General features: G+C 71.6%; 18 protein-coding genes and 4 pseudogenes. 13 read left to right on the top strand and 9 right to left on the bottom strand.

Going from position 1 to position 23,359, the window contains the following annotated elements:
* Nucleotides 1-23: 23 nt before the first annotated feature.
* The 6 genes and pseudogenes from scy (at nt 24) to ACFV6X_RS29960 (ending at nt 7,966) form a co-directional block, all read left to right on the top strand.
* Nucleotides 24-3,872, top strand: a complete 3,849-nt coding sequence (gene scy, locus ACFV6X_RS29985; RefSeq protein ID WP_385388714.1) for a polarized growth protein Scy — start codon at nt 24-26, stop codon at nt 3,870-3,872.
* Between the two features lie 194 nt (nt 3,873-4,066).
* Nucleotides 4,067-5,002: a cellulose-binding protein gene (locus tag ACFV6X_RS29980; protein ID WP_385388711.1), complete on the top strand. Its 936-nt coding sequence runs from the start codon at nt 4,067-4,069 to the stop codon at nt 5,000-5,002.
* A 49-nt stretch (nt 5,003-5,051) separates the two neighbouring features.
* Nucleotides 5,052-5,375: pseudogene (locus ACFV6X_RS29975) on the top strand (ABC transporter ATP-binding protein); the annotation flags it as partial.
* A pseudogene (locus tag ACFV6X_RS29970) lies at nt 5,372-5,686 on the top strand (ABC transporter permease); the annotation flags it as partial. The pseudogenes ACFV6X_RS29975 and ACFV6X_RS29970, both read left to right, overlap by 4 nt.
* Before the next feature lie 124 nt (nt 5,687-5,810).
* Nucleotides 5,811-7,115: an ABC transporter ATP-binding protein gene (locus ACFV6X_RS29965; protein WP_385388708.1), complete on the top strand. Its 1,305-nt coding sequence runs from the start codon at nt 5,811-5,813 to the stop codon at nt 7,113-7,115.
* On the top strand, nt 7,112-7,966 hold the full coding sequence (locus ACFV6X_RS29960; RefSeq protein WP_385388706.1) for an ABC transporter permease: 855 nt from the start codon (nt 7,112-7,114) through the stop codon (nt 7,964-7,966). Before ACFV6X_RS29965 ends, ACFV6X_RS29960 begins: the two co-directional genes overlap by 4 nt.
* 59 nt (nt 7,967-8,025) lie before the next feature.
* Here ACFV6X_RS29960 and ACFV6X_RS29955 read toward each other — a convergent pair whose 3' ends face one another.
* On the bottom strand, nt 8,026-8,367 hold the full coding sequence (locus ACFV6X_RS29955) for an ATP/GTP-binding protein (protein WP_385388704.1): 342 nt from the start codon (nt 8,365-8,367) through the stop codon (nt 8,026-8,028).
* Between the two features lie 220 nt (nt 8,368-8,587).
* Here ACFV6X_RS29955 and ACFV6X_RS29950 point away from each other — a divergent pair, with 220 nt between their 5' ends.
* Nucleotides 8,588-9,616 carry an LLM class flavin-dependent oxidoreductase gene (locus tag ACFV6X_RS29950; RefSeq protein WP_385388702.1) on the top strand — a complete coding sequence of 343 codons (1,029 nt, stop codon included), beginning with the start codon at nt 8,588-8,590 and terminating at the stop codon, nt 9,614-9,616.
* Between the two features lie 84 nt (nt 9,617-9,700).
* Here ACFV6X_RS29950 and ACFV6X_RS29945 read toward each other — a convergent pair whose 3' ends face one another.
* On the bottom strand, nt 9,701-10,093 hold the full coding sequence (locus ACFV6X_RS29945; RefSeq protein ID WP_385388700.1) for an SCO5389 family protein: 393 nt from the start codon (nt 10,091-10,093) through the stop codon (nt 9,701-9,703).
* A gap of 291 nt (nt 10,094-10,384) precedes the next feature.
* On the opposite strand from ACFV6X_RS29945, the gene nucS reads away from it, so the two are divergent.
* On the top strand, nt 10,385-11,056 hold the full coding sequence (gene nucS, locus ACFV6X_RS29940; protein WP_385388697.1) for an endonuclease NucS: 672 nt from the start codon (nt 10,385-10,387) through the stop codon (nt 11,054-11,056).
* A 68-nt stretch (nt 11,057-11,124) separates the two neighbouring features.
* Here the strand turns inward: nucS and ACFV6X_RS29935 are convergent, their stop codons facing one another.
* The 4 genes and pseudogenes from ACFV6X_RS29935 to ACFV6X_RS29920 all read right to left on the bottom strand — a co-directional run.
* On the bottom strand, nt 11,125-13,668 hold the full coding sequence (locus ACFV6X_RS29935) for an ATP-binding protein (RefSeq protein ID WP_385388695.1): 2,544 nt from the start codon (nt 13,666-13,668) through the stop codon (nt 11,125-11,127).
* 262 nt (nt 13,669-13,930) lie between these two features.
* Complete coding sequence (locus ACFV6X_RS29930) at nt 13,931-14,254, bottom strand: STAS domain-containing protein (RefSeq protein WP_365452203.1); 324 nt, start codon at nt 14,252-14,254, stop codon at nt 13,931-13,933.
* Nucleotides 14,255-14,399: 145 nt separating this feature from the next.
* Complete coding sequence (locus tag ACFV6X_RS29925) at nt 14,400-15,248, bottom strand: 3-hydroxyacyl-CoA dehydrogenase family protein (protein ID WP_385388693.1); 849 nt, start codon at nt 15,246-15,248, stop codon at nt 14,400-14,402.
* Nucleotides 15,249-15,382: 134 nt separating this feature from the next.
* Nucleotides 15,383-15,802 (bottom strand): annotated as a pseudogene (locus tag ACFV6X_RS29920) (TetR/AcrR family transcriptional regulator); the annotation flags it as partial.
* 40 nt (nt 15,803-15,842) lie between these two features.
* Here ACFV6X_RS29920 and ACFV6X_RS29915 point away from each other — a divergent pair.
* Both ACFV6X_RS29915 and ACFV6X_RS29910 read left to right on the top strand, forming a co-directional pair.
* A pseudogene (locus ACFV6X_RS29915) lies at nt 15,843-16,209 on the top strand (ABC transporter permease); the annotation flags it as partial.
* Nucleotides 16,210-16,222: 13 nt separating this feature from the next.
* Nucleotides 16,223-16,795, top strand: coding sequence for a cob(I)yrinic acid a,c-diamide adenosyltransferase (locus ACFV6X_RS29910; protein WP_385388691.1), 573 nt, complete (start codon nt 16,223-16,225; stop codon nt 16,793-16,795).
* On the opposite strand, the gene ACFV6X_RS29905 is transcribed toward ACFV6X_RS29910, so the two are convergent.
* On the bottom strand, nt 16,712-17,338 hold the full coding sequence (locus ACFV6X_RS29905; RefSeq protein ID WP_385388687.1) for a hypothetical protein: 627 nt from the start codon (nt 17,336-17,338) through the stop codon (nt 16,712-16,714). The two genes, ACFV6X_RS29910 and ACFV6X_RS29905, sit on opposite strands and share 84 nt — an antisense overlap.
* A gap of 152 nt (nt 17,339-17,490) precedes the next feature.
* Between ACFV6X_RS29905 and ACFV6X_RS29900 the strand changes: the two genes are divergently transcribed.
* Nucleotides 17,491-18,687, top strand: coding sequence for a sensor histidine kinase (locus tag ACFV6X_RS29900; RefSeq protein ID WP_385388684.1), 1,197 nt, complete (start codon nt 17,491-17,493; stop codon nt 18,685-18,687).
* 2 nt (nt 18,688-18,689) lie between these two features.
* Here ACFV6X_RS29900 and ACFV6X_RS29895 read toward each other — a convergent pair whose 3' ends face one another.
* Entirely contained in the window at nt 18,690-19,886 is a 1,197-nt protein-coding gene (locus tag ACFV6X_RS29895; RefSeq protein ID WP_385388682.1) for an IS110 family transposase, read from the bottom strand.
* Nucleotides 19,887-20,217: 331 nt separating this feature from the next.
* On the opposite strand from ACFV6X_RS29895, the gene ACFV6X_RS29890 reads away from it, so the two are divergent.
* Both ACFV6X_RS29890 and ACFV6X_RS29885 read left to right on the top strand, forming a co-directional pair.
* On the top strand, nt 20,218-20,868 hold the full coding sequence (locus tag ACFV6X_RS29890; RefSeq protein WP_385388679.1) for a response regulator: 651 nt from the start codon (nt 20,218-20,220) through the stop codon (nt 20,866-20,868).
* 112 nt (nt 20,869-20,980) lie between these two features.
* The gene (locus ACFV6X_RS29885; protein ID WP_385388676.1) at nt 20,981-22,801 is read left to right on the top strand and encodes a glycosyl hydrolase family 18 protein; all 1,821 of its coding nucleotides are present in this window, start codon (nt 20,981-20,983) and stop codon (nt 22,799-22,801) included.
* Nucleotides 22,802-22,818: 17 nt separating this feature from the next.
* On the opposite strand, the gene ACFV6X_RS29880 is transcribed toward ACFV6X_RS29885, so the two are convergent.
* Nucleotides 22,819-23,265, bottom strand: coding sequence for a DUF2550 domain-containing protein (locus ACFV6X_RS29880; protein WP_365452219.1), 447 nt, complete (start codon nt 23,263-23,265; stop codon nt 22,819-22,821).
* Nucleotides 23,266-23,359 lie beyond the last annotated feature (94 nt).

Raw genomic sequence — 23,359 nt, 5'->3', positions numbered from 1 at the left:
CAGGGGACGGATGGGACCGCGCAGTGCGGGGCTACGAGAGCCAGGAGCGAGAGCCGGCGGCTGACGTCGACCACCTCACTCGGTTCGAAGCCGAGATGAAACGGCTGAGGACCGAGCGGGAAAAGGCCATCCAGCACGCCGAGGACCTCGGCTACCAGGTCGAGGTGCTGCGCGCCAAGCTGCACGAGGCGCGGCGCACGCTCATGACCCGGCCTGCCTATGACAGCGCCGACATCGGCTATCAGGCCGAACAGTTGCTGCGTAATGCCCAGATGCAGGCGGACCAGATCCGGGCGGACGCCGACCGTGAGCTGAGCCAGGCACGGGCGCAGACCCAGCGGATCCTGCAGGAGCACGCCGAGCAGGCGGCCCGGCTCCAGGCCGAGCTGCACGCGGAGGCCGTGTCCCGCCGGCAGCAGCTCGACCAGGAGCTCGCCGAGCGCCGGCAGACCGTCGAGTCGCACGTCAACGAGAACGTGGCCTGGGCCGAGCAGCTGCGGGCCCGCACCGAGCAGCAGGCCCGCCGTCTCCTGGAGGAGTCCCGCACCGAGGCCGAGCAGGCCATGGCGGCCGCGCGGGCGGAAGCCGAGCGGCTGACCGCCGAGGCCCGCCAGCGTCTGCAGAGCGAGGCCGAGAGCGCCCGCGCGGAGGCCGAGCAGCTGCTGCGCCGGGCCCGTACGGACGCCGAGCGGCTGCTGAACGCCGCCTCCACGCAGGCCCAGGAGGCCACCGACCACGCCGAGCAGCTGCGGACCTCGACCGTCTCGGAGTCGGACGCCGCCCGCCGCCTGGCCGGCGAGCTGAGCCGGGCCGCCGAGCAGCGGATGGCCGAGGCCGAGGAGGCGCTGCGCAAGGCGCAGTCCGAGGCGGAGAAGCTGGTCACGGAGGCCAAGGAGGCCGCGACCAAGGCCCTCTCCGGCGCCGAGGCGGCGAACGAGACCCGCACGCGCACGGCCAAGGAGCAGGTCGCCCGGCTCGTCAGCGAGGCCACGAAGGAGGCCGAGGCCACCAAGGCGGAGGCCGAGCAGGTCGTCGCGGACGCCCGGGCCGAGGCCGAGAAGATCGTCGCGGAGGCCGGCGAGAAGGCCCGTTCGGCCACCGCCGAGGAGACCGCGAGCCAGCTCTCCAAGGCGGCCAGGACCGCCGAGGACGTGCTGAACAAGGCGTCGGAGGACGCCAAGAAGACCACCAAGGCGGCCACCGAGGAGGCCGAGCGGATCCGCCGTGAGGCGGAGACCGAGGCCGACCGGCTGCGCGCCGAGGCGCACGACATCGCCGAGCAGCTCAAGGGTGCGGCGAAGGACGACACCAAGGAGTACCGCGCCAAGACCGTCGAACTCCAGGAGGAGGCACGGCGGCTGCGCGGCGAGGCCGAACAGCTGCGCGCCGAGGCGGTCGACGAGGGCGAGAAGATCCGCGCGGAGGCCCGTAAGCAGGCCGTGGCGCAGATCGAGGAGGCGGCCAGGACCGCCGAGGAGCTGCTCGCCAAGGCCAAGGCCGACGCCGACGAGCAGCGGCAGAGCGCGACCACGGACAGCGAGAAGGTCCGCACCGAGGCGATCGAGCGCGCCACCACGCTGCGCCGGCAGGCCGAGGAGACGCTGGAGCGCACCCGCAAGGAGGCCGAGCGGCACCGCGCGGAGGTACTGGAGCAGTCCGAGGGCATCCGCAACGACGCCGAGCGGGCCGCACGGGAGCTGCGCGAGGAGACCGAGCGGGCCGTCGAGTCCCGCCACGCGGAGGCCGCCGACGAGCTGACGCGGCTGCACACCGAGGCGGAGACCCGGCTCGCCGCCGCCGAGCAGGCGCTGACCGACGCCCGCGAGGAGGCCGAGCGGATCCGCCGGGAGGCCGGCGAGGAGACCGAGCGGCTGCGCGCCGAGTCGGCGGAGCGGATCCGCACGCTCCAGGCGCAGGCCGAGGCGGAGGCCGAACGGCTGCGCGACGAGGCCGCGTCCGACGCGTCCGCCTCGCGGGCGGAGGGCGAGTCCATCGCCGTACGCCTGCGGTCGGAGGCCGCGGCGGAGGCCGAGCGGCTGAAGTCGGAGGCGCAGGACACCGCCGACCGGGTACGGGCCGAGGCACAGGCCGCGGCCGAGCGGCTGGCGCAGGAGGCGTCCGAGACGCTGGCCGCCGCGCAGGAGGAGGCCGCCCGGCGCCGCCGCGAGGCCGAGGAACTCCTCGGCTCGGCCCGCCAGGAGGCCGACCAGGAGCGCGAGCGGGCCCGCGAGCAGAGCGAGGAGCTGCTGGCCTCGGCGCGCAAGCGCGTGGAGGAGGCGCAGGCCGAGGCCGTGCGCCTGGTGGAGGAGGCCGACCGGCGCGCCACCGAGATGGTGTCCGCGGCCGAGCTCCATGCCCAGCAGGTACGCGACTCGGTAGCCGGGCTGCACGAGCAGGCGCAGGAGGAGATCTCCGGGCTGCGCAACGCCGCCGAGCACGCGGCGGACCGCACCCGCCGGGAGGCGCAGGAGGAGGCGGACCGGGTCCGCGCCGACGCGTACGCCGTGCGGGAGCGGGCCACCGAGGACGCGGGCCGGCTCCGGCGGGAGGCTAGCGAGGAGTCGGAGGCCGCCAAGGCGCTGGCCGAGCGCACCATGTCGGAGGCGATCGCCGAGTCGGAGCGGCTGCGCGCCGAAGCGGCCGAGCACGCCCAGCGGGTGCGCACCGAGGCGTCGGACGCCATCGCCGAGGCCGACCAGGCGGCGGCGCGTACGCGTGCGGACGCCCGCGAGGACGCCAACCGGATCCGGTCGGACGCGGCGACGCAGGCGGACACCCTCATCACCGAGGCGCGCCACGAGGCGGAGCGGCTCCAGTCGGAGACCGTCGCCGAGGCCGAGCGGGTGCGCGGCGAGGCGGTCGCGAAGGCCGAGAGGCTGATCGGGGACGCGAGCGGCGAGGCGGAGCGGCTGCGTGCCGAGGCCGCGGAGACGGTCGGGTCGGCACAGCAGCACGCCGAGCGGATCCGCACCGAGGCCCAGCGGGTCAGGGCGGAGGCCGCCCAGGAGGCCGACCGGGTCACCACGGCCGCGCGCGAGGAGGCCGAGCGGACCCTGGACGAGGCGCGCAAGGAGGCCAACAAGCGGCGTTCGGAGGCGGCCGAGCAGGTCGACACGCTCATCACGGAGACCACGTCCGAGGCCGACAAGCTGCTCACCGAGGCGCAGCAGCAGGCGCAGAAGACGACCGCGGACGCCGAGGCGCAGGCCGACTCCATGGTGGGCGCGGCCCGCAAGGAGGCCGACCGGCTGGTGTCCGAGGCGACGGTCGAGGGCAACGGACGGGTGGAGAAGGCCCGTACGGACGCGGACGAACTGCTCGTCGGCGCGCGCCGGGACGCGACCGCCATAAGGGAGCGGGCCGAGGAGCTGCGGGCGCGGATCACCGCGGAGATCGAGGAGTTGCACGAGCGGGCCCGCCGGGAGGCCGCGGAGACCATGAAGTCGACCGGCGACCGCTGCGACGCGCTCATCAAGGCCGCCGAGGAGCAGCTCGCCAAGGCACAGGCGAAGGCCAAGGAGTTGGTGTCGGAGGCCAATTCCGAGGCCGGCAAGGTGCGCATCGCCGCCGTCAAGAAGGCGGAGGGCCTGCTGAAGGAGGCCGAGCAGAAGAAGGCGGCGCTGGTCAAGGAGGCCGAGGAGCTCAAGGCGGAGGCCGTGCAGGAGGCCAGGCGCACCGTCGAGGAGGGCAAGCGCGAACTGGAGGTCCTGGTGCGCCGGCGCGAGGACATCAACGCCGAGATCTCGCGGGTGCAGGACGTGCTGGAGGCGTTGGAGTCCTTTGAGACTCCGTCAGCCGGCAAGGACGGCACGGTCAAGGCCGGCGCGACGGTCGGCGCCCCTCGATCGGGTGGGAAGTCTTCGGAGGGCTAGCCCCGGGGTGCGATTCCGGTGCGTTCGGGCGCTTTGACCAAGTCTTCGACTTGGCCTTTGGCAAGCAGTCCTGGGGTTAGCCACTCAAAAGGGGTGTCATTCTCCAGATCAAACACGCATCCGCTCGATGACACACCGCTTCGGCCCCTAGGATTCCACCTATCACCTCACCGGTCTCATTCGACAGGAACCCCATGAGCGACACTTCCCCCTACGGCTTCGAGCTTGTGCGGCGTGGGTACGACCGCGCTCAGGTGGACGAACGCATCTCGAAGCTCGTCTCCGACCGTGACAGCGCTCTGGCCCGCATCACCGCTCTCGAGAAGCGCATCGAGGAGCTCCACCTCGAGACGCAGAACGCCCAGGCTCAGGTCACCGACGCCGAGCCGTCCTACGCCGGTCTCGGCGCACGTGTCGAGAAGATCCTCCGCCTCGCCGAGGAAGAGGCCAAGGACCTGCGCGAGGAGGCCCGGCGCGCGGCCGAGCAGCACCGCGAACTCGCCGAGTCGGCCGCCCAGCAGGTGCGCAACGACGCCGAGTCCTTCGCGGCCGAGCGCAAGGCCAAGGCCGAGGACGAGGGCGTCCGGATCGTCGAGAAGGCCAAGAGCGACGCCTCCCAGCTGCGCTCCGAGGCGCAGAAGGACGCGCAGTCCAAGCGCGAGGAGGCGGACGCGCTCTTCGAGGAGACCCGCGCCAAGGCCGCGCAGGCCGCCGCCGACTTCGAGACGAACCTCGCCAAGCGCCGCGAGCAGTCCGAGCGCGACCTGGCGTCCCGTCAGGCCAAGGCCGAGAAGCGCCTGGCCGAGATCGAGCACCGCGCCGAGCAGCTGCGCCTGGAGGCCGAGAAGCTGCGCACCGACGCCGAGCGCCGCGCCCGCCAGACGGTGGAGACCGCCCAGCGCCAGGCCGAGGACATCGTGGCCGACGCCAACGCCAAGGCCGACCGTATCCGTTCGGAATCCGAGCGCGAGCTGGCCGCCCTCACCAACCGTCGCGACTCGATCAACGCCCAGCTGACGAACGTGCGCGAGATGCTCGCCACGCTCACCGGCGCCGCGGTGGCCGCGGCCGGTTCGCCGGCCGAGGACGAGCCGGTCTCCCGTGGGGTGCCCGCGCAGCAGTCCCGGTAACCAGCCGGCGTACAGCTGCTGAACTCCTGCGGAGCCCTCTGCCACCGAGGTGGCAGAGGGCTTTGGGCCGTTTTGGCGTGGCCGCATGATCGAGCTGGCGGGCCTGGACCACCCCTCCGCCGGGGACGTCCGGATCGACGGCAAGCACGACCAGCTCAGGGATCCGGTGAGGTACATCGGCGCCCTGCTCGACGCCAAGGCCGTGCACGGCGGCCGCTCCGCCTACGACCATCTGCTGTGCCTTGCCCAGGCCAACGGCATTCCCGCCCGGCGGGTGCACGAGGTCCTCGACACCGTCGGCCTCACCGCGGTCGCGAGGAAGAAGGCCAAGGGCTACTCCCTGGGTATGGGTCAGCGGCTCGGCATCGCGGGCATCCACTGGACATGACCCTCATCGCGGTGTTCTCGATGGGCGTCGCGGCGATGCTGCGCTCGCCGATGCTGTCGTTGGGCATCCTGATGCCGTTCTTCTTCCTGATCTCCAACATCCTCGGCAACGTCTCGGCGACGAAGGAGCTCGGCCGTTACCTGCCCGTCCAGGCCGGCAGCAACATCATGCAGGTGGTGACCCCGGTGGGGGACGACAGCCCCTACGGCCCGTGGGGCGGGCTGGGCATCATGGCGCTGTGGGTGGTGGCGGCACTGATCGGCAGTTACGTGCTGCTGAAGCGCCGGGACGCGTAGCGACCCCTGAGGTTCGCACCGTCTTTTACCTGCTCTTGGAGGGAACCGTCAGCGCCTCGGTATCCTCCTAACCCTTACGGGGGCGTGTGCCCCGCTGTCCTGAACCATTCGATGGGTGCGGAGCATGATCGAGGCAGACGGCCTGACCAAGCGGTACGGCGACAAGACCGCGGTGTACAACCTCTCCTTCCAGGTGCGGCCCGGGGCCGTCACCGGCTTCCTCGGCCCGAACGGCTCGGGCAAGTCGACGACGATGCGGATGATCCTCGGGCTGGACAATCCGACGGCGGGCAGGGTGACCATCGGCGGCTTCCCCTACCGCAAGCTGCCGAACGCGCCCCGGCACGTCGGTGCCCTGCTGGACGCCAAGGCGGTGCACGGCGGCCGCTCGGCCCGCAACCACCTGCTGTCCCTGGCCCAGCTGTCCGGCATCCCGGCCCGGCGCGTCGACGAGGTGCTCGGCGTGGTGGGCCTGCAGGACGTGGCCCGGCGGCGCTCCAAGGGCTTCTCCCTCGGCATGGGCCAGCGGCTCGGCATCGCCGCCGCGCTGCTCGGCGACCCGCAGGTGCTGCTCTTCGACGAGCCGGTCAACGGCCTCGACCCCGAGGGCATCCTCTGGGTGCGGAACCTGATGAAGGCGCTCGCGGCGGAGGGCCGCACCGTCTTCGTCTCCTCGCACCTGATGAGCGAGATGGCGCTGACCGCCGACCACCTGATCGTCATCGGGCGCGGCCAGCTGCTCGCCGACATGAGCGTGCGGGACTTCATCGCGGCCAACTCCGCGGGCTTCGCGCGGGTACGGACGCCCGACACCGAGCCGCAGCTGCGCGAGAAGCTGGCCTCGGCGCTGGCCGAGGCGGGCGCCCATGTACTGCCCGAGCAGGACGGCGCGCTGCGGGTGACCGGGCTGCCGCTGCCGCGCATCAGCGACATCGCGCACGACACGGACGTACGGCTGTGGGAGCTGTCGCCGCACCAGGCCTCGCTGGAGGAGGCGTACATGCGGATGACCCAGGCCGTCGTCGACTACCGCTCGACCGTCGACCAGAAGGCGGGCCTTCAGCAGCAGCTGCCGCCGGGCGCGCAGCCGCCGATGCCGATGCCGGTGCCGGGTCAGGGCCAGCCGGGCTGGTACGCCCCGCCGCCGCCCCAGCAGGGCGGGCAGCCGTTCGCGATGCCGCAGGGCCGGCCCGGGGCGGTGCCTCCGGGGCCGTACGGCGCCCCCTCCGACCCGGGCGCGCCCGGGCCGGGCCACCCGAACCCGTACGCGCAGCAGGCGCCGCAGGCGGCCGCACAGCCGGTCCCGCAGCCGCCCGCCGCCCAGCCCGCGCCCCAGGCGCAGCCCCCGGCCGCTCCGCCGGCCGCCCAGCCCCCCGCCTCCTCCCCCGCCGCCCCCTCCCACGAGACCACGCCCGAGGACGCCCGATGAGCACGCCCCAGCCCCCCATGCCGCAGGCCGCGCCCGGCGCGCCGTACGCCGGTTACACCTCGCCGATCCCCGTCGTCCGCACGCATCTCGGGCACGCGCTCGCCTCGGAGTGGACGAAGATCAAGTCGGTGCGTTCCACGATGTGGACGCTGGGCGTGTTCATCCTGCTGGTCGTCGGCATCGGCCTGTCCGCCGGAGCGCTGGTCGCGGCGAACACCTCCTCGGAGTCGGACCTCGGCGGTGAGTCCGCCCTGTCCCTCGGCTTCTTCGGGCTGCTGCTCGGCAGCATGTGCATCATCACGCTCGGCGTGCTGACCACGGCCTCCGAGTACGGCACCGGGATGATCCGGACGACGATGACCGCCTGCCCGCCGCGCGGCCGGGTGCTCACGGCGAAGGCGATCGTGTTCTTCTCGCTCGCGTTCGTGGTGACCCTCGTCGCCTCCGGCTTCGTCGCCTTCGTCCAGGTCGGCATGGTGAGCGCGGCCCGGGAGCCCTCGGGTGCGGAGTGGCTGAAGGGAACGGTCGGCGTCTCGCTCTACATCGCGCTGCTCGGGCTGCTCTCGCTCGTCGTCGGCTCGATCGTCCGGCACTCGGCGGGCGCCATCACGATCATGATCGCGGCGGTGCTGGCCCCGCTGGTCATCGCGATGTTCATGTTCGCGTCCTCGCTGGAGGACGTGCGCCAGGCCCTGTTCGAGTACTCGATCCCGAACCAGCTGAGCATCTTCTACGCCAACTCGCTGTCCGAGTCCGGCCCGTCCGGCTGGGACCCGCTGTGGATCATGCTCGGCGTGACGGCCGCCGCGTCCGCCGGCGCCTACGCCCTGCTGGAGAAGCGGGACGTGTAGAAGCACGTGCCGTACGCCACAGGGAGCAGGACGACACCTGGAACACAGGACCGAGTCCGCTAGAACTTCGGCGCGTCACGGGACCGCCGCACCCGCGTGGTGCGGCGGTCCCGCGCGTTCCAGCACGCCTTGTGCCAGTGCCGGCGGTCGTCGACGCCCGCGTGCTCCGGCCAGGCCACCACGTGCGGCACGGCGGACGGAATCAGCTGGTCGCAGCCCGGGCAGCGGTACGTCTTGCCCTCGGAACTGGCCCCGGCCACATGGCGCACGCTCCAGCCCTCGCCCTGCCAGTCCTCCGAGGTCTGCCAGCCTCCGTAGCGGCCCCGGCCGTCGTCCTCGGCGCTCCGGCCGGACGAGCCGGCGGCCTTGAAACCGTTCGGACGGTTGCGACGCGGGGACACAGGACACCTCACGGAGCTATACAGGAACCGGGTCCTGTCCAGCCTACGCGGCCCGGAGACGGGTACGCGGAAAGCGGCGAACCTGACAAGTCCCCCACTCCTACCGTCCATTCTGCTGACAATCCGGAAATCTCTTCGCCAGGCCGTGTCCTCGGCACGTGTCAGACGGTTATGCCGGGTGGGGGAGCTCCGTGTCGGAGCCAAGGAAGCAGGAAGAGCGATGCGCGTAGGAACATTCGTGTTGGCGGCCCAGTTCCCGGGCCAGGGCCAGGGGGAGGCGCTGCACCGCGCGGTCCGCTCCGCGGAGATCACCGAAGAGGCGGGCCTCGACTCGGTCTGGCTGGCCGAGCACCACTTCGTGCCGTACGGCACCTGCCCGTCGGCGATCACGCTGGCCGCCCTGGTGCTGGGCCGCACGAACCGTATCCGCGTCGGTACGGCGGTCAGTGTGCTGCCCACCACGCACCCGGTCGCCCTCGGGGAACAGGCCGCGCTGCTGCACGTGACGAGCGGCGGCCGCCTCACGCTGGGCGTCGGGCGCGGGGGCCCGTGGGTGGACCTGGAGGTCTTCGGCGCCGGGCTGGAGGCGTACGAGAAGGAGTATCCGGAATCACTCGATCTGCTCATGCGCTGGCTGCGCGATCCGGCGGTGGAGGGGCCCGGCGGCCGCTTTGCCTTCCGTGAAGTCCCGGTCGTGCCACGGCCGTCGGAGTGCCTGACGGAGACCGACGGCCCAGAGGTGCTCGTCGCGTGCACCTCCCCGGCGAGTGTGCGGATGGCAGCCGAGCGCGGGCTGCCGATGCTGCTCGGCATGCACGTCGGCGACGAGGAAAAGGCCGAGATGGTCGCCCTGTGGCGGCAGCACGCGCGCGCGGTGGGGCGCCCGGCGGACGAGATCCGCGCCGCCGCCCATGTGTCGGCCGGCGTCTGCCAGATCGCGGACCGGCGCACCGACGCCGCGGAGACACTGCTGAAGACGATGCCGGGATGGCTCAAACAGGGTCTCGACGCCCATGTCACGGTGGACGGCAGGGAGCGCCGGATGCGCGATCCGCTGGCGTACACCGAACTCCTCTGCGGCCTGCACCCGGTGGGCACCCCCCGGCTGTGCGCCGACCGGCTGGCGGCGACCAGCGAGCGCACGGGCGTCTCACGCTTCGCCCTGCTCGTGGAGGGCTCCGGGGACCTGGCGGCCACGGAGGAGAACGTACGGCGGCTGGGCGCCGAGGTGCTGCCTCAGCTGACGTGAACGCCCCCGCAGCGCGGGAGGCCTGCCGCTCCGGTACAGATCGCACCTCCCGCGTACGGAGCGGCAAGCAAGCCGTTCACCGCCTCAGCAGTCCCGGAGCTCCGGGGACTGGTTCAGCAGCTGACCACGGATCGAGGTGAAGCGGGCCAGCCTCTCGTCCACCGAGGGGTCCAGCGGGAACACCGCCACCCGGTGGCAGTTCTGGAAGGCCAGCCGCACACCGAAGTGCCGCTGAAGCGCACCGCGGATGGCGTCACTCGCGAGCGCACGCAGCAGCTGACCGCGTGCCTGCTCGTCCGGCGGGGGCGTCTGGTTGTCGGCGAACTCTCCGCCGTCCACCTTCAGCTGGACCGCCAGGGAGCTGATCATCTCCCATGCGTAGGGCAGGGAGGTCCGGACGCAGTCGACGAATTCAGCTTCGTCGACCTCGCCTCGCTCGGCCTGTTCGAGTAGGGCCGGTGAGACGTCGAGCGACATGGGTTCTCCTCTCGCACCCCCAACCAGCAGGGGTTGCCGGACAGATGAGGGAGCACGCGAAAGCGAACACGCTGTGTACACACATCGCGACCTCCCGTTTAATACGGTAGGCAACGGACGGTGACCGCACCAGGAGAATGCACACACAGGCAGATCCCAGTGGGCACACAATCGGCCACTACCGAACACGGTCATCCAGGACAACAAGGGTGGCCCGGAGGTCCTCCTCCGAGTGCGGGGGCAGGTGGGCGAATCGCGTCCACAGCAGCGCGTCGAGTAGCGTTGCCGACCATGCGTCTCGTCATTGCCCGGTGCTCCGTCGACTACGCGGGCCGGCTCACCGCTCACCTTCCCACCGCCCCCCGTCTGATCCTGGTGAAGGCGGACGGCAGCGTCTCGATCCACGCGGACGACCGGGCCTACAAGCCCCTGAACTGGATGTCGCCGCCCTGCACGCTGAAGGAGGGCACCGGTGAGGAGGCCGGCGTCTGGACCGTCGTCAACAAGGCGGGCGAGAAGCTGATCATCACGATGGAGGAGGTCCTGCACGACTCCTCGCACGAACTGGGCGTCGATCCCGGCCTGATCAAGGACGGCGTGGAAGCGCACCTGCAGGAACTGCTCGCCGACCGCATCGAGATCCTCGGCGACGGCTACACGCTGATCCGCCGCGAGTACATGACGGCCATCGGCCCGGTCGACATCCTGTGCCGGGACGCCGACGGACAGACGGTCGCGGTGGAGATCAAGCGGCGCGGCGAGATCGACGGTGTGGAACAGCTCACGCGCTATCTGGAGCTGCTGAACCGCGATCCCCATCTGGCGCCGGTCCGGGGCGTCTTCGCCGCCCAGGAGATCAAGCCGCAGGCACGCGTCCTGGCGACGGACCGCGGGATCGGCTGCCAGGTGCTGGACTACGACGCCATGCGGGGCATCGAGGACGACAAGCTGCGGCTGTTCTGAGGGACTTCCGGTACGCCGGTGAGGGCCGGGTCCGGCGGTGCGGACCCGGCCCTTGTGTGTCGGCGAACTCAGATCACCTGTTCCGAGCTGCTGGGCGTGCCCACGGCGCTCGACTCCGGGGCGCCGGCCGTGGTGCTCTCGATGGGAGAGCCGGCGCTGTTCGACGTGGAGGGGGACGACGTCGGCGGTTCCGACGTCTCCGTCGGCGGTGGAGAGCTCTCGGTGGGCGGTTCGGAGGTCTCCGTCGGGGGCTTGGACGTCTCGGTCGGGGGCTTGGTGGACGACGGCGGCTTCGGCGACATCGACGGCGACCCCGGCGTACCACCCCCACCGGTGTTGTCCGTGCCGCTCGGCTCGTCGGACGGCTCCCCCGCTCCCGAACCCGTGCCCGGAGCCTGTGGCGTCGGATCGTCCGTCGTGCCGAACGTGCCGTCGGGACCCGGATCCGTCGGGCGGCTGGTCGCCGTGCCGGTGTCGCCGTCCTGGCCCGCCTCGTCGGCGCCCAGGCTGTCGTCGCCGGGTTCCTGGCTGGCGGACGGGTTGACGCCGACCTGCTCGGACGGGCTCTCGGCGTCGTTGTTGGAGGTGGCGCCGAGCGTCACGACCGTGCCGAGCACCGCCACGAGCAGCGCGCCCGCGCCGGCCGCGACGAGATTGCGCCGGGCGAGGCCGCGCAGGCCGCCGCCCCTGCCGCGTCCGGACGCCGCTCCGGGCGTGGAGCGGTGGGTGACGAGGGCCGGGGTGGTCTCGGGCCGTTGCAGCGACGGGAACTCCGCGAGAACCGCCGGGACTCCGCCGGGCGGCGACGCCGACTCCTCGTGGCGCGCGTCGGGCACCTCGTCTCCGGCGGTGGCGCCGAGCGCGAGCGTCGCCACGACGCCGGGGGCCGTGCCCTCCCGGTCGGTCACCAGGGCGAGGGCGCGGCGGCCGGCCACGGTGCCGCGCTTGTCGGCGAGGGCGCCGCGCAGCCCGATGGACGCCTCCAGCTCGGCGCGGGCCCGGTCGAGCCGTCCCTCGCAGAGCGCGAGAATGCCCAGTTCGTGGTGGAAGTAGGCCTGTTCGGTGACGTCCCCGGCAAGGCGCGCGGCCTCGACGCCGGAGCGCAGTGCCCGTTCCCAGGCGCTCCAGTGCAGGCCCGCGGCGAAGGCGGGCGCGGCCGTGCGGGCCAGCTGCACGGTGGGGCTCTCCCCGTCCTCGGCCACAGGCGTGGTCGCCGGGACGATGGCCGCGAGAGCGGTCAGGAGGGCGTCCGCCTCGGCGCACACCCGCTCCGGGGTGACCGAGGGATGCCCGGCCCACCAGGCGTAGTGCCGGGCGGCCGTCAGGGCGCCGCCCTCGGGGTCGTCGGCGTACCCGGCGGCCTCCAGCTGGGTCTGCACTCCGGCGGCGAGCCGGTAGCGGGCGCCGACCGGGGAGACCAGCGCGCAGCCGAGCAACTCGCCCAGCGCGGCGTCCGCGTGGGTGTCGCCGACCAGGGCGGGCAGGTGGGCCTGGTGGGGCACCTCACCGCCGAGCGCCACGGAGATCCGCAGGGCGGCTCGGGCGGAGGCGCTGAGCCGGGAGGCGAGCAGCGCGGCGGGCGCGGCGCCCTCGGCGAGCGAGGGCAGCGGGATGTCCTCACCGACGGGCGGGCCGGGGACGGCGTCGAAGGGCTCGTCGACGGGGATGTCCTGGAAGACGCCGAACTCGTCGAGCGCGTCGGCGCCGGCGCGCAGCCGGTCGCGCTGCCGCAGCAGGGCGCCGGCCTGGACGAACCGCAGCGGCAGGCCCTCGGACTCGAACCAGAGGTCGCCGGCCCAGTTCACCTCGTCCTCGGTGAGCGGCCGGCCGACGGCGTGTTCCAGCAGTTCCAGGCCGCCGGCGCGGTCGAGGCCTTCGAGGACGACCTCCTCGACGGCCGCCTCGGCGGACGGCGCGGGCACGTCCGGGGTGGCGGCGATGAGGAAGGCGCACTCCGGGGTGGCGTCCAGCAGCTCGTCGAGCGCGGCGCCGCCCAGCTCGATGTCGTCGAGGACGACGACCGCGCCGATCTCCCCGACACAGGCGAGAAGTTCGTCCTGTTCCGGCCGGTGCAGGGTCGCGCTGTGGACGGCGTAGAAGAGGTCGTGCAGCAGATCGCCCGCGGTGCGGTGGAAGCCGGTGAGGCGGACGACACCGTCGGGGGCGAGGTCCGCGCAGTCCTCGGCGACGGTGTCGAGGAGGGTGGTGCGGCCGGAGCCGCCGGGGCCGGTGAGGCGCACGGAGCGGCCGCGGGCGAGCAGCCGTACCAGCCGCTCGCGTTCGTCCTGTCGACCGAGGAGCGGCAGGGTGGGCCGGCTCGGGCCGGGCGGGACCGGTGGGGCCGCGGCGCGGGCCACTTCGGTGCGCTGGGCCGGGGTCAGCTTCTCGGGCCTGCCGGGGCGTTCGCCTGGCGGGCAGAGTTCTATCTCGCTGCCGTCGACGGGGTTGACGGTGAGCAGGAAGTCGCCGGAGACCAGCTGCACCGTGCGGGCGAGTGCGGGCGCGTGCTGGCCGAAGTCGGATGTGAGGGAGTCCCGGGGAGGGCGCTGGCGCGGCGCGTTGCCGTCACCGTCCTGGCCGTACTCCTCGGGTTCCCGGTTGTTCGGGTCCATAGGTTCAAGCCCCCCAAAAGCATCGGGTGCGTCGAGCCCCTCCCGGCCTTGCCGCACACCGCGCTGTCGCTTCTGGTCCGGGCCCGCACGAGGGTGGATCAGACGCGGGCGACCGAACCCTAAACCTTCGGTCAGTATCTACGACAGGCCGGGGTGCCACCGGGTCCGAGACGTCACAGTCTCGTGAGGATTGCGCGCGTCGGGCGATTCGCCGTGAGCTGCCCGGTCTCCTCCGGCCCTGGTGACACTCCTGGTCGGGGGGTCACACGCGGGGCAGGGACTCCACCCCGATGCCGCCCTCGATCGCCAGGATCCGGTGCAGCCTGGTGGCCACCAGCAGGCGCTGCATCTGCGGCGGTACACCGCGCAGCACGAGCCGCCGGCCACAGCGGCCGGCCCGCCGGTGGGCACCCATGATGACCCCGAGTCCGGTGGCGTCCCACGAGTCCAGTTCGGACAGGTCGAGGACGAGGTCGCCGTCGCCGTCGTCGACGGCCGAGTGCAGGACCGTACGGGCGTCCGCCGCGGTGCGGACGTCGAGGCGGCCCCCGACGACCACCTCGGCGTGGTCGCCCCTGATGTGCATATGCGCTCCCGTGAGTGCGGTGACGTACTCCAAGACGGTGGCTGTGCAACGTCTGACTGCTTCTGGGGCGGCGCGGTTGCTGCTTGTAAGCGAACCGATACCGAATTCACCCCGAGGTGTGATGTCTCAGGGGGTGTGCACCGTTTCAGTGCTTGTAGAAGCCCTGCCCGCTCTTGCGTCCGATGTCACCGGCGTCAACCATCCGGCGCATCAGCTCCGGTGGGGCGAACTTCTCGTCCTGGCTCTCGGTGTAGATGTTGCTCGTGGCGTGCAACAGGATGTCGACACCGGTGAGGTCGGCCGTGGCCAGCGGGCCCATGGCGTGACCGAAGCCCAGCTTGCAGGCGAGGTCGATGTCCTCGGCCGACGCGACGCCCGACTCGTACAGCTTGGCGGCCTCGACGACGAGCGCCGAGATGAGCCGGGTGGTGACGAAGCCGGCCACGTCGCGGTTGACGACGATGCAGGTCTTGCCGACCGACTCGGCGAACTCCCGCGCGGTGGCGAGCGTCTCGTCGCTGGTCTTGTAGCCGCGGACCAGTTCGCACAGCTGCATCATCGGGACCGGTGAGAAGAAGTGCGTGCCGACGACCCGCTCCGGGTGCTCCGTGGCGGCCGCGATCTTGGTGATCGGGATGGCGGAGGTGTTGGAGGCGAGCACGGCGTCCGGGCGCACGATCTTGTCGAGGGCGCGGAAGATCTCGTGCTTGACGTCCAGCTTCTCGAAGACGGCCTCGACGACGATGTCGGCGTCGGCGGCGGCGTCCATGTCGGTGGTCGCGGTGATCCGGGCGAGGGCGGCGTCGGCGTCGTGCGCCTCCAGCTTGCCCTTGCTGACGAACCTGTCGTACGAGGCCTTGATGCCGTCGGTGCCACGCTTGAGTGCCTCGTCGGTGACGTCACGCAGGACCACGTCCCAGCCCGCCTGGGCGGAGACCTGGGCGATGCCGGAACCCATGAGACCGGCGCCGATGACGGCGAGCTTCCGTGCCACTGACGACTCCCCTTGTGATGCTTACCCGCTGTTTACGTATGCCTCTCCGGCGGACCCTAGCGCTCGTGAGGGTCCGTGTGACCGGTAAGTAATGCGCGTCACGTCTCACATGACGGACATCACACCGGCCCGGCTCATAGGGCGCCTCGTACGGCGTAGTTGAGCGCCTTCTCCCCCAACAGCTCCTCGATGTCGTCGAGGAGCACCAGCATCTCGCGCGGCACCTCGGCCGGGGCGCGGCCGGCGAGCATCTCCGGCCGATGGCGACGAAGACGGCTCCACAGCCGGGAGCGCAGCGTGGGCGCGTCATGAAGGACGCGCATGAAACGGGTCGTAACCCTCCATCAGCCCCACCCGGTGCGATAGCGCCTCGACTTCGGACGCATCTCGCGCAGCACGGCCCGGGCGGCGGACTCCCCCGCATCCCGGGCACGCACCCGGCGCGAGAGTCGCCCGGTGACTTTGGCGGAGCGGTCGAGGAAGAAGTCCTCATTGGCCGGGAAGCAGTTGTGGACGGTGTTGACCGAGACGTCGGCGGCCTCGGCCACGTCCGCGCACTGGGACAGCGCGCCGCACTTGCGGTCGAGCGCGTGGGTGACGCCCGCCGGCCGGCTGGCCCTGCTGCTGGGGCGCGTCCTGCGGGAGGCCACGGCGTTCGTCTTCCAGGCGGTGCGCTGGTCCTCGCGGCGCCGGTCATGGGTCTCAGGGCCCGACGGTCCACGCGCTCACCATGCCGGCGATGCTGCTGTCCGGACTGATGCTGCCGAGGGCGCTGGGACCGGCGTGGCTGGACGTGCTCTCGCACCCCGTGCCGTTCCGCTGTCCGGTGGACGCGGTGCGCGCCGCGTACGTCGGCGACCACGCGGGGCCGCCCCTGTCCCACGGCCTCCTGGTGGCCGTGGGCCTCGCCGTGCTGTCGGTGACGGTGGGCACACGCGTGTTCCGAACCGCCGGGGCGTAACTACGCTGGTCTCATGGTCAATCTGACGCGCATCTACACCCGTACCGGCGACCAGGGCACCACCGCCCTCGGTGACATGAGCCGGGTCGCCAAGACCGATCTGCGGATCTCGGCCTACGCCGACGCCAACGAGGCCAACGCGGTGATCGGCACGGCGATCGCGCTGGGCAGCCTGGACGCGGAGATCGTCAAGGTCCTCACCCGCGTCCAGAACGACCTGTTCGACGTGGGCGCGGACCTGTGCACGCCGGTCGTGGAGAACCCCGAGTTCCCGCCCCTGCGGGTCGAGCAGTCGTACATCGACAAGCTGGAGGCCGACTGCGACCACTTCCTCGAAGGGCTGGAGAAGCTCCGCTCCTTCATCCTGCCGGGCGGCACGCCGGGCGCCGCCCTGCTGCACCAGGCCTGCACCGTCGTACGGCGGGCCGAGCGCTCCACCTGGGCGGCACTGGAGGCTCACGGAGAGACGATGAACGCCCTCACCGCGACCTACCTCAACCGGCTATCGGACCTGCTTTTCATTCTCGCCCGGTCGGCCAACAAGGACGTCGGAGACGTTCTGTGGGTCCCGGGCGGGGAGCGCTGACCCCGTCACAGGGGGCGCCTTCTTCGGCCAGAGGGCGTACGACAGGGCGATCAGGCCGTGGATGCCCGCCGTGCGCCAGGCGGTGAGGATCCAGCTCTCCAGGGAGCCGGAGCGGCTCGGGTCGTCCACGTACCGGATGGCGATCAGCAGGAGCACGCTGGCCACCGAGGCGGCGACGACCGTGCCGAGCCAGATCCGGCCCTCGTGCCGAGCCCGTGCCATGCCGTGGCGCGGCGGCTTCGCGGGCGGCGCGGCGCCGCCGAGGCGGTGCGCGGCGTGGCCGTCGAGCCACTTCACCGTGCGGTGGCCGTGGCCGACGGTGTAGCCGATGTAGAGGGCGGCCAGACCGTGCGTCCAGCTCGGGTCCGCCCCGTTCCTGAGGTCGATCGCGGTGGCGACCAGCAGCACGACCTCCAGCAGCGGTTCGAGCAACAGCAGGCCCAGCCCCGTACGGCGCATCCGCAGCACGTAGCGGGAGAACAGTCCCGCGGCCAGCAGCACCCAGAAGCCGACCTCGCAGACGATGATCAGCGTGACGATCACGGCTCACTCCTCTCGGTCACCCTTCAAGGCTCCCGTCGGGATCCGCCGGTTTCGTCGTCACCGGTGACGAACCGCCACTGCATCCTTCGATGTACCCGCGGACCGTTCCGCAGGATCAGGCGCGGCCCACGTCCCCCGTGTTGGATGGTGCCATGGCCGTACGACTCCCCCGCCCGCACCGCTTCGACCTGTACGTCGGGCTGGCCGGCCTGCTCGGCGGGCTGCTGCTGTGGGGCATCGGCCTGGGGCTGCGCCCGGCCGACGAGGCGATGGTGCTGCTGCCCGGCGCCTGGCCGCTGCTGGTGCCGCTGGTGGTGACGGCGGGCTGCGAGGTGCTGCGCCGGACCGCCCCGCGTACCGCCCTGCTGACCGCCACCGCCGCGCTGATCATGGACACCGTCACGCAGGGCAGCCTGGTCACCGTCCTGATGTACACCGACGTCATGTACGCGGCCGTCCTGTACGGCACCCCCGCCTCGGCCCGCCGCATCCCCCGCATCACCGGCCTGCTCACGGTGGCCGGGACGATCGTGCCGTTCGCGATGTGGCGGGTGCCGGAGGCGTTGCTGATCGGTGTCGCGACGGGCATCGTCGCCTTCGCGCCCGCCTCCACCGGCCTGATCGTGCGCAACCACCGCGAGGCCGCCGACGCCGCCCGGCTGCGCGCCGAGCAGACCGCGCTGCTCGCCGAGATGGACCGCACACAGGCCGTCACGGCGGAACGCGCCCGGATGGCCCGGGAGTTGCACGACATGGTCGCCAACCACCTCTCCGCGATCGCCATCCACTCCACGGCCGCGCTCTCGCTCGACGACCCGGACACCACCAGAACGGCCCTTGAGGTCATCCGCGAGAACAGCGTCGAGGGGTTGGCGGAGATGCGCCGCCTGATCGGGATCCTGCGCGACGACAGCGGCGACACCGGACCGGCCGCCGCCCCCACCCTCGACGGTTTGGGCGCCCTGCTCGGCACCGCCCAGGCCAACGGCCTCGACGTCGCCCTCGACGCCGCGTACGGCGAGGGGCTGCCCGCGCCGGTGGAACTCGCGGCGTACCGGATCGTGCAGGAGTCCCTCACCAACGCCCTGAAGCACGCCGGCCCCGGCCGGGTCTCGGTCGCGCTGCGGCGGCGGGACGGCTCGCTGGACATCACCGTGACCAGTCCGTACGGCGACCGCGACGGGCCCCGGGCACCTGGCTCCGGCGCCGGCCTGGTCGGGATGCGGGAGCGGGCCGCCCTGCTGCACGGCACCTTCGAGGCGGGTCCCGAGGACTCCCCCGAGGGCAAGATCTGGGCGGTACGGGCGACACTGCCGGTCGGTGAGGACGAGGAGGCTTCCCAATGCTGAAGTCAAGCCACCGCGATGACAGGCGGTGTGACTTGGTAGCACCGTCGGTCACGGATCTGGGCCCACAGGACGTTGACGCGTCGGCGGGCGAGGGCGAGCACGGCCTGGGTATGGCGTTTGCCCTCGGCCCGTTTGCGGTCGTAGAACTGCCGCGAGTTGGGGTCGAACTGGATACTCACCAGCGCCGAGGTGTAGAAGACCCGTTGCAGGCGCCGGTGGTAGCGCTGAGGACGGTGGAGGTTGCCGCTGACCTTGCCCGAGTCGCGCGGCGCGGGGGTCACTCCCGCGAAGGCGGCAAGGCGGTCGGGGCTGGGGAATGCGTCCAGGCTGCTGCCAATGGCGACGAGGAACTCGGCGCCGAGGACGGAGCCGATGCCGGGCAGGGACTGGATCACCTCGGCGAGTTCATGCTCGCGAAACCGGCCCTCAATGAGCTTGTCGGTCTCGGCGATCTTCTCGTTGAGGGCCATCACCTCCCTCGCCAAGGTGTGCACCATCCTCGCAACGGCGCTCTCGCCGGGGACGGCAGTGTGCTGCCGTTCAGCGGCCTCGGTGGCTTTGGTGGCCAGGGCCTCAGCGTTGCGGACCTTGCGGTTGCCCAGCCAGGTGGTCAGCCGACGCAGGCCCGTGCGGCGGATCGCTGCTGGCGTCTGGTAGCCCGTCAGGAGCGTCAGTGCCCCGGTGGTGCCCATGTCCAGCACACGTTCCAGGGCCGGGAACATGCTGGTCAGCAGGGACCGGAGCCGGTTGGTGGTGCGGGTGCGTTCGGCGACCAGGTCGACGCGGCGCTCGGTCAGCAGTCGCAGTTCGACGGTGGCGTCGTCGTCGGGGCGGATCGGTTGCAGGTCACGTCGCATGCGGGCCTGGTCGGCAATGACGCGGGCGTCACGGGCGTCGGTCTTGCCCTGGCCGCGGTAGCCGTCGGAGGCGCGGTTGACCGCGACGCCGGGGATGTAGACGAGCTCCTGGCCGTGGTTAACGAGCAGCGCGATCAGCAGGGCCGGCTCGCCGCCGGTCATGTCCAGCGCCCAGGTGACGTTCCGGCCGTCGGCGAGGTCCAGGACCTCGTCGAGCAGTTTCAGCAGTTCGGGCTCGTCGTTGGCGACCCGCCGGGACAGCAGCGTCTCACCCTCGCTGTCCATGACCAGACAGTGGTGGTGGGTCTTGCCGCAGTCGGTTCCGGCCCATATCCGGCTCATCGTTCTCCAGCTCGTCGTGCGTGCAGTACGTACCACAGACGACCTCGCCGGCATTGCTCTACGCAGCGACTTGTTCGCAGTTCCCAATCGGCGGCCGAGTCGTCGTGGGGAGCCGGGCGGCCAAGCCTCCAGAGCCATCTTCGGCAGCAGCATGAAAGCCACACCCGGCTCCCCTGGATGCCACAACCCTACGAATGGCTGGGGCAGACCCAGGAGGAAGGTAGAGCGGCATGAGGCCGCCGTACGGCCGCCGCGCCCGCGGCCCGGAGCCGTCGCGGTCGCGGTCGCGGTCGCGAAGCCACCGTGGAACAGCCGTCGAAGGAGTGACCCCATGATCCGCGTGCTCGTCGCCGAGGACCAGTCCGCCGTGCGCGCCGGGCTGGTGCTCATCCTGGGCAGCGCGCCCGACATCGAGGTGGCCGGCGAGGCCCACGATGGCGAGCAGGCGGTGGCGCTGGCCCGCGAACTGCGGCCCGACCTGGTGCTGATGGACATTCAGATGCCGCGGCTGGACGGGGTGTCCGCGACCCGGCAGGTGGTGGCGGAAGGGCTGGCCGACGTGCTCGTCCTGACCACCTTCGACCTCGACGAATATGTGTTCGGCGCGCTGCGCGCGGGCGCCTCCGGCTTCCTGCTGAAGAACACGGACGCGAAGGATCTGCTGGAGGCGGTGCGCACGGTGGCGCGCGGCGAGGGCCTGATCGCCCCGGCGGTCACCCGGCGGCTCATCGCCGAGTTCGCCGCCAAGCCGGTGCGGGAGCCGAAGGCCGACCCCTCGGTGCTGGACAGCCTCACCCGCCGCGAACGCGAGGTGCTGTCCTGTCTGGGCGAGGGGATGTCCAACGCCGACATCGCGGTCCGCCTCGACATGGCGGAGGCGACGGTGAAGACGCACGTCAGCCGGTTGCTGGGCAAGCTGGAACTGCGCAGCCGGGTCCAAGCGGCAGTACTGGCCCAGGAGTTGGGGATCCAGCACCCATAAGGGGACAGTGGTCCAGACCTATTGACCTATGGTCCAGACCTTTCTATTCTCGCGGGCACTGAGGGTCTGATGGCTCAGTCATGCCCCCGACAACCCCATAAGGAGGCGCAGCATGCGCTTCAGACACAGAGTCGCGGCAGGGTTCGCGACCCTGCTGCTCCCGTTCGCCGGCCTGGTGGGTCTCGCCGCCCCCGCCCAGGCAGCCACCGAAGCCACCGCCACCTACGCCAAGACCCAGGACTGGGGCTCCGGCTTCGAGGGCAAGTGGACCGTCAAGAACACCGGTACCACCACCATCAACTCCTGGACCGTGGAGTGGGACTTCCCCTCCGGTACGTCGGTCACCTCCGGCTGGGACGCCGACTTCACCTCGTCGGGCACCCACTGGACCGCCAAGAACAAGTCCTGGAACGGCACCCTCGCCCCCGGCGCCTCCGTCTCCTTCGGCTTCAACGGCTCCGGCTCCGGCGCCCCCGCCAACTGCAAGCTCAACGGCGGCAGCTGTGACGGCGGCTCGGTCCCCGGCGACAATCCGCCCTCCGCGCCGGGCACCCCCTCGGCCTCCGACATCACCAACACCTCGGTGAAGCTGTCCTGGAGCGCCGCCACCGACGACAAGGGCGTCAAGAACTACGACGTGCTGCGCGGCGGCGCCAAGGTCGCGACTGTCACCGGCACGAGCTGGACGGACACCGGCCTGACCGCCGGCACCGACTACTCGTACACCGTCCAGGCCCGTGACACCGCCGACCAGACCGGCCCGGTCTCCGGCGCCCGCGCGGTCCGCACCACCGGCGGCGGCACAGACCCGCAGCCCGGCACGAAGATCAACCTCGGCTACTTCACCGAGTGGGGCGTCTACGGCCGCAACTACCACGTCAAGAACCTGGTGACCTCCGGCTCCGCCTCGAAGATCACCCACATCAACTACGCGTTCGGCAACGTCAAGAACGGTCAGTGCACCGTCGACGACACCTTCGCCGCGTACGACAAGGCCTACACCGCCGACCAGTCCGTCAGCGGCACCGCCGACGCCTGGGACCAGCCGCTGCGCGGCAACTTCAACCAGCTGCGCCAGCTGAAGGCCAAGTACCCGCACATCAAGGTGCTGTACTCCTTCGGCGGCTGGACCTACTCCGGCGGCTTCGGCCAGGCGGCGCAGAACGCCGCCGCGTTCGCCAAGTCCTGCAAGGCCGTCGTGGAGGACCCGCGCTGGGCCGACGTCTTCGACGGCATCGACATCGACTGGGAGTACCCGAACGCCTGCGGCCTGACCTGCGACACCTCCGGCCCGGCGGCGTTCAGGACCCTGATGTCCGCGCTGCGCGCCGAGTTCGGCTCCAACTACCTGGTCACCGCGGCCATCACCGCCGACGGCTCCAACGGCGGCAAGATCGACGCGGCCGACTACGGCGGCGCCGCGCAGTACCTCGACTGGTACAACGTGATGACGTACGACTACTTCGGCGCCTTCGACGCGGACGGCCCGACCGCCCCGCACTCCCCGCTCACCTCGTACCCCGGCATCCCGGCGGCCGGCTTCAACTCCGCCGACGCGATCGCCAAGCTGAAGTCGAAGGGCGTCCCGTCCGCCAAGCTGCTGCTCGGCATCGGCTTCTACGGCCGTGGCTGGACCGGCGTCACCCAGTCCGCCCCCGGCGGCTCGGCGACCGGCGCCGCCCCCGGCACCTACGAGCCCGGCATCGAGGACTACAAGGTCCTCAAGAACTCCTGCCCGGCCAACGGCACCGTCGCCGGCACGGCCTACGCGCACTGCGGCAGCAACTGGTGGTCGTACGACACCCCGTCGACGATCGCCGGGAAGATGGCCTGGGCCAAGAGCCAGGGCCTGGGCGGCGCGTTCTCCTGGGAGTTCAGCGGCGACACCAGCAACGGTGAGCTGGTCACCGCCATCAGCAACGGGCTGAAGTAGCCCCTGGCGTGTGAGATCTAGGCGACGTTGACGCGCTGACCGGGCGGGGCTGCCTCCAGCCACGCGAGGAAACCGGTCAGCGCGTCTTCGCTCATGGCGAGTTCGAGACGCGTGCCCCGGTGCAAGCAGGCGAGGATCACCGAGTCGGAGAGCAGCGCCAGCTCCTCCTCGCCCTCGGGCAGGCGTCGGCCGGCCACCTCGATCGCGGAGCGCTCCAGGACGCGGCGGGGGCGGGGGGCGTAGGAGAAGACGCGGTACCACTCCACGCGGTCGCCGTTGTAGCGGGCCACACCGTAGGCCCAGCCTTTGCCGCCGGTGTCCGGTTTCTCGGGGACGTCCCAGCGCAGGCTGCAGTCGAAGGTGCCGCCGGAACGCTGGATGAGCCTGCGGCGCAGGCCGAAGACGAACAACCCCAGCACCACCAGGGCGACGACAATTCCGCACACAGTCAGAGCGAGGACCATCGACACCGACCTCCTCGTCTCCTAGGTAACGGAACGTAAAAAGCACCCATATCTGCCTCAGCCGCGGTCGGCACCGGATTGCTCCGGTGCCGAC

The sequence above is a fragment of the Streptomyces sp. NPDC059861 genome (assembly GCF_042731435.1).
In the GTDB taxonomy this organism is placed as follows: Bacteria; Actinomycetota; Actinomycetes; order Streptomycetales; family Streptomycetaceae; genus Streptomyces.
This window is presented reverse-complemented; position numbering and strand designations above follow the sequence as displayed.

Bases quoted from the DNA above. Each gene is read 5' to 3' on its own strand.
- ACFV6X_RS29980 (WP_385388711.1), top strand. From the start codon at position 4,067: ATGAGCGACACTTCCCCCTACGGCTTCGAGCTTGTGCGGCGTGGGTAC.
- ACFV6X_RS29965 (WP_385388708.1), top strand. From the start codon at position 5,811: ATGATCGAGGCAGACGGCCTGACCAAGCGGTACGGCGACAAGACCGCG.
- ACFV6X_RS29960 (WP_385388706.1), top strand. From the start codon at position 7,112: ATGAGCACGCCCCAGCCCCCCATGCCGCAGGCCGCGCCCGGCGCGCCG.
- ACFV6X_RS29950 (WP_385388702.1), top strand. From the start codon at position 8,588: ATGCGCGTAGGAACATTCGTGTTGGCGGCCCAGTTCCCGGGCCAGGGC.
- ACFV6X_RS29945 (WP_385388700.1), bottom strand. From the start codon at position 10,093: ATGTCGCTCGACGTCTCACCGGCCCTACTCGAACAGGCCGAGCGAGGC.
- nucS (WP_385388697.1), top strand. From the start codon at position 10,385: ATGCGTCTCGTCATTGCCCGGTGCTCCGTCGACTACGCGGGCCGGCTC.
- ACFV6X_RS29935 (WP_385388695.1), bottom strand. From the start codon at position 13,668: ATGGACCCGAACAACCGGGAACCCGAGGAGTACGGCCAGGACGGTGAC.
- ACFV6X_RS29930 (WP_365452203.1), bottom strand. From the start codon at position 14,254: ATGCACATCAGGGGCGACCACGCCGAGGTGGTCGTCGGGGGCCGCCTC.
- ACFV6X_RS29910 (WP_385388691.1), top strand. From the start codon at position 16,223: ATGGTCAATCTGACGCGCATCTACACCCGTACCGGCGACCAGGGCACC.
- ACFV6X_RS29900 (WP_385388684.1), top strand. From the start codon at position 17,491: ATGGCCGTACGACTCCCCCGCCCGCACCGCTTCGACCTGTACGTCGGG.
- ACFV6X_RS29895 (WP_385388682.1), bottom strand. From the start codon at position 19,886: ATGAGCCGGATATGGGCCGGAACCGACTGCGGCAAGACCCACCACCAC.
- ACFV6X_RS29890 (WP_385388679.1), top strand. From the start codon at position 20,218: ATGATCCGCGTGCTCGTCGCCGAGGACCAGTCCGCCGTGCGCGCCGGG.
- ACFV6X_RS29885 (WP_385388676.1), top strand. From the start codon at position 20,981: ATGCGCTTCAGACACAGAGTCGCGGCAGGGTTCGCGACCCTGCTGCTC.
- ACFV6X_RS29880 (WP_365452219.1), bottom strand. From the start codon at position 23,265: ATGGTCCTCGCTCTGACTGTGTGCGGAATTGTCGTCGCCCTGGTGGTG.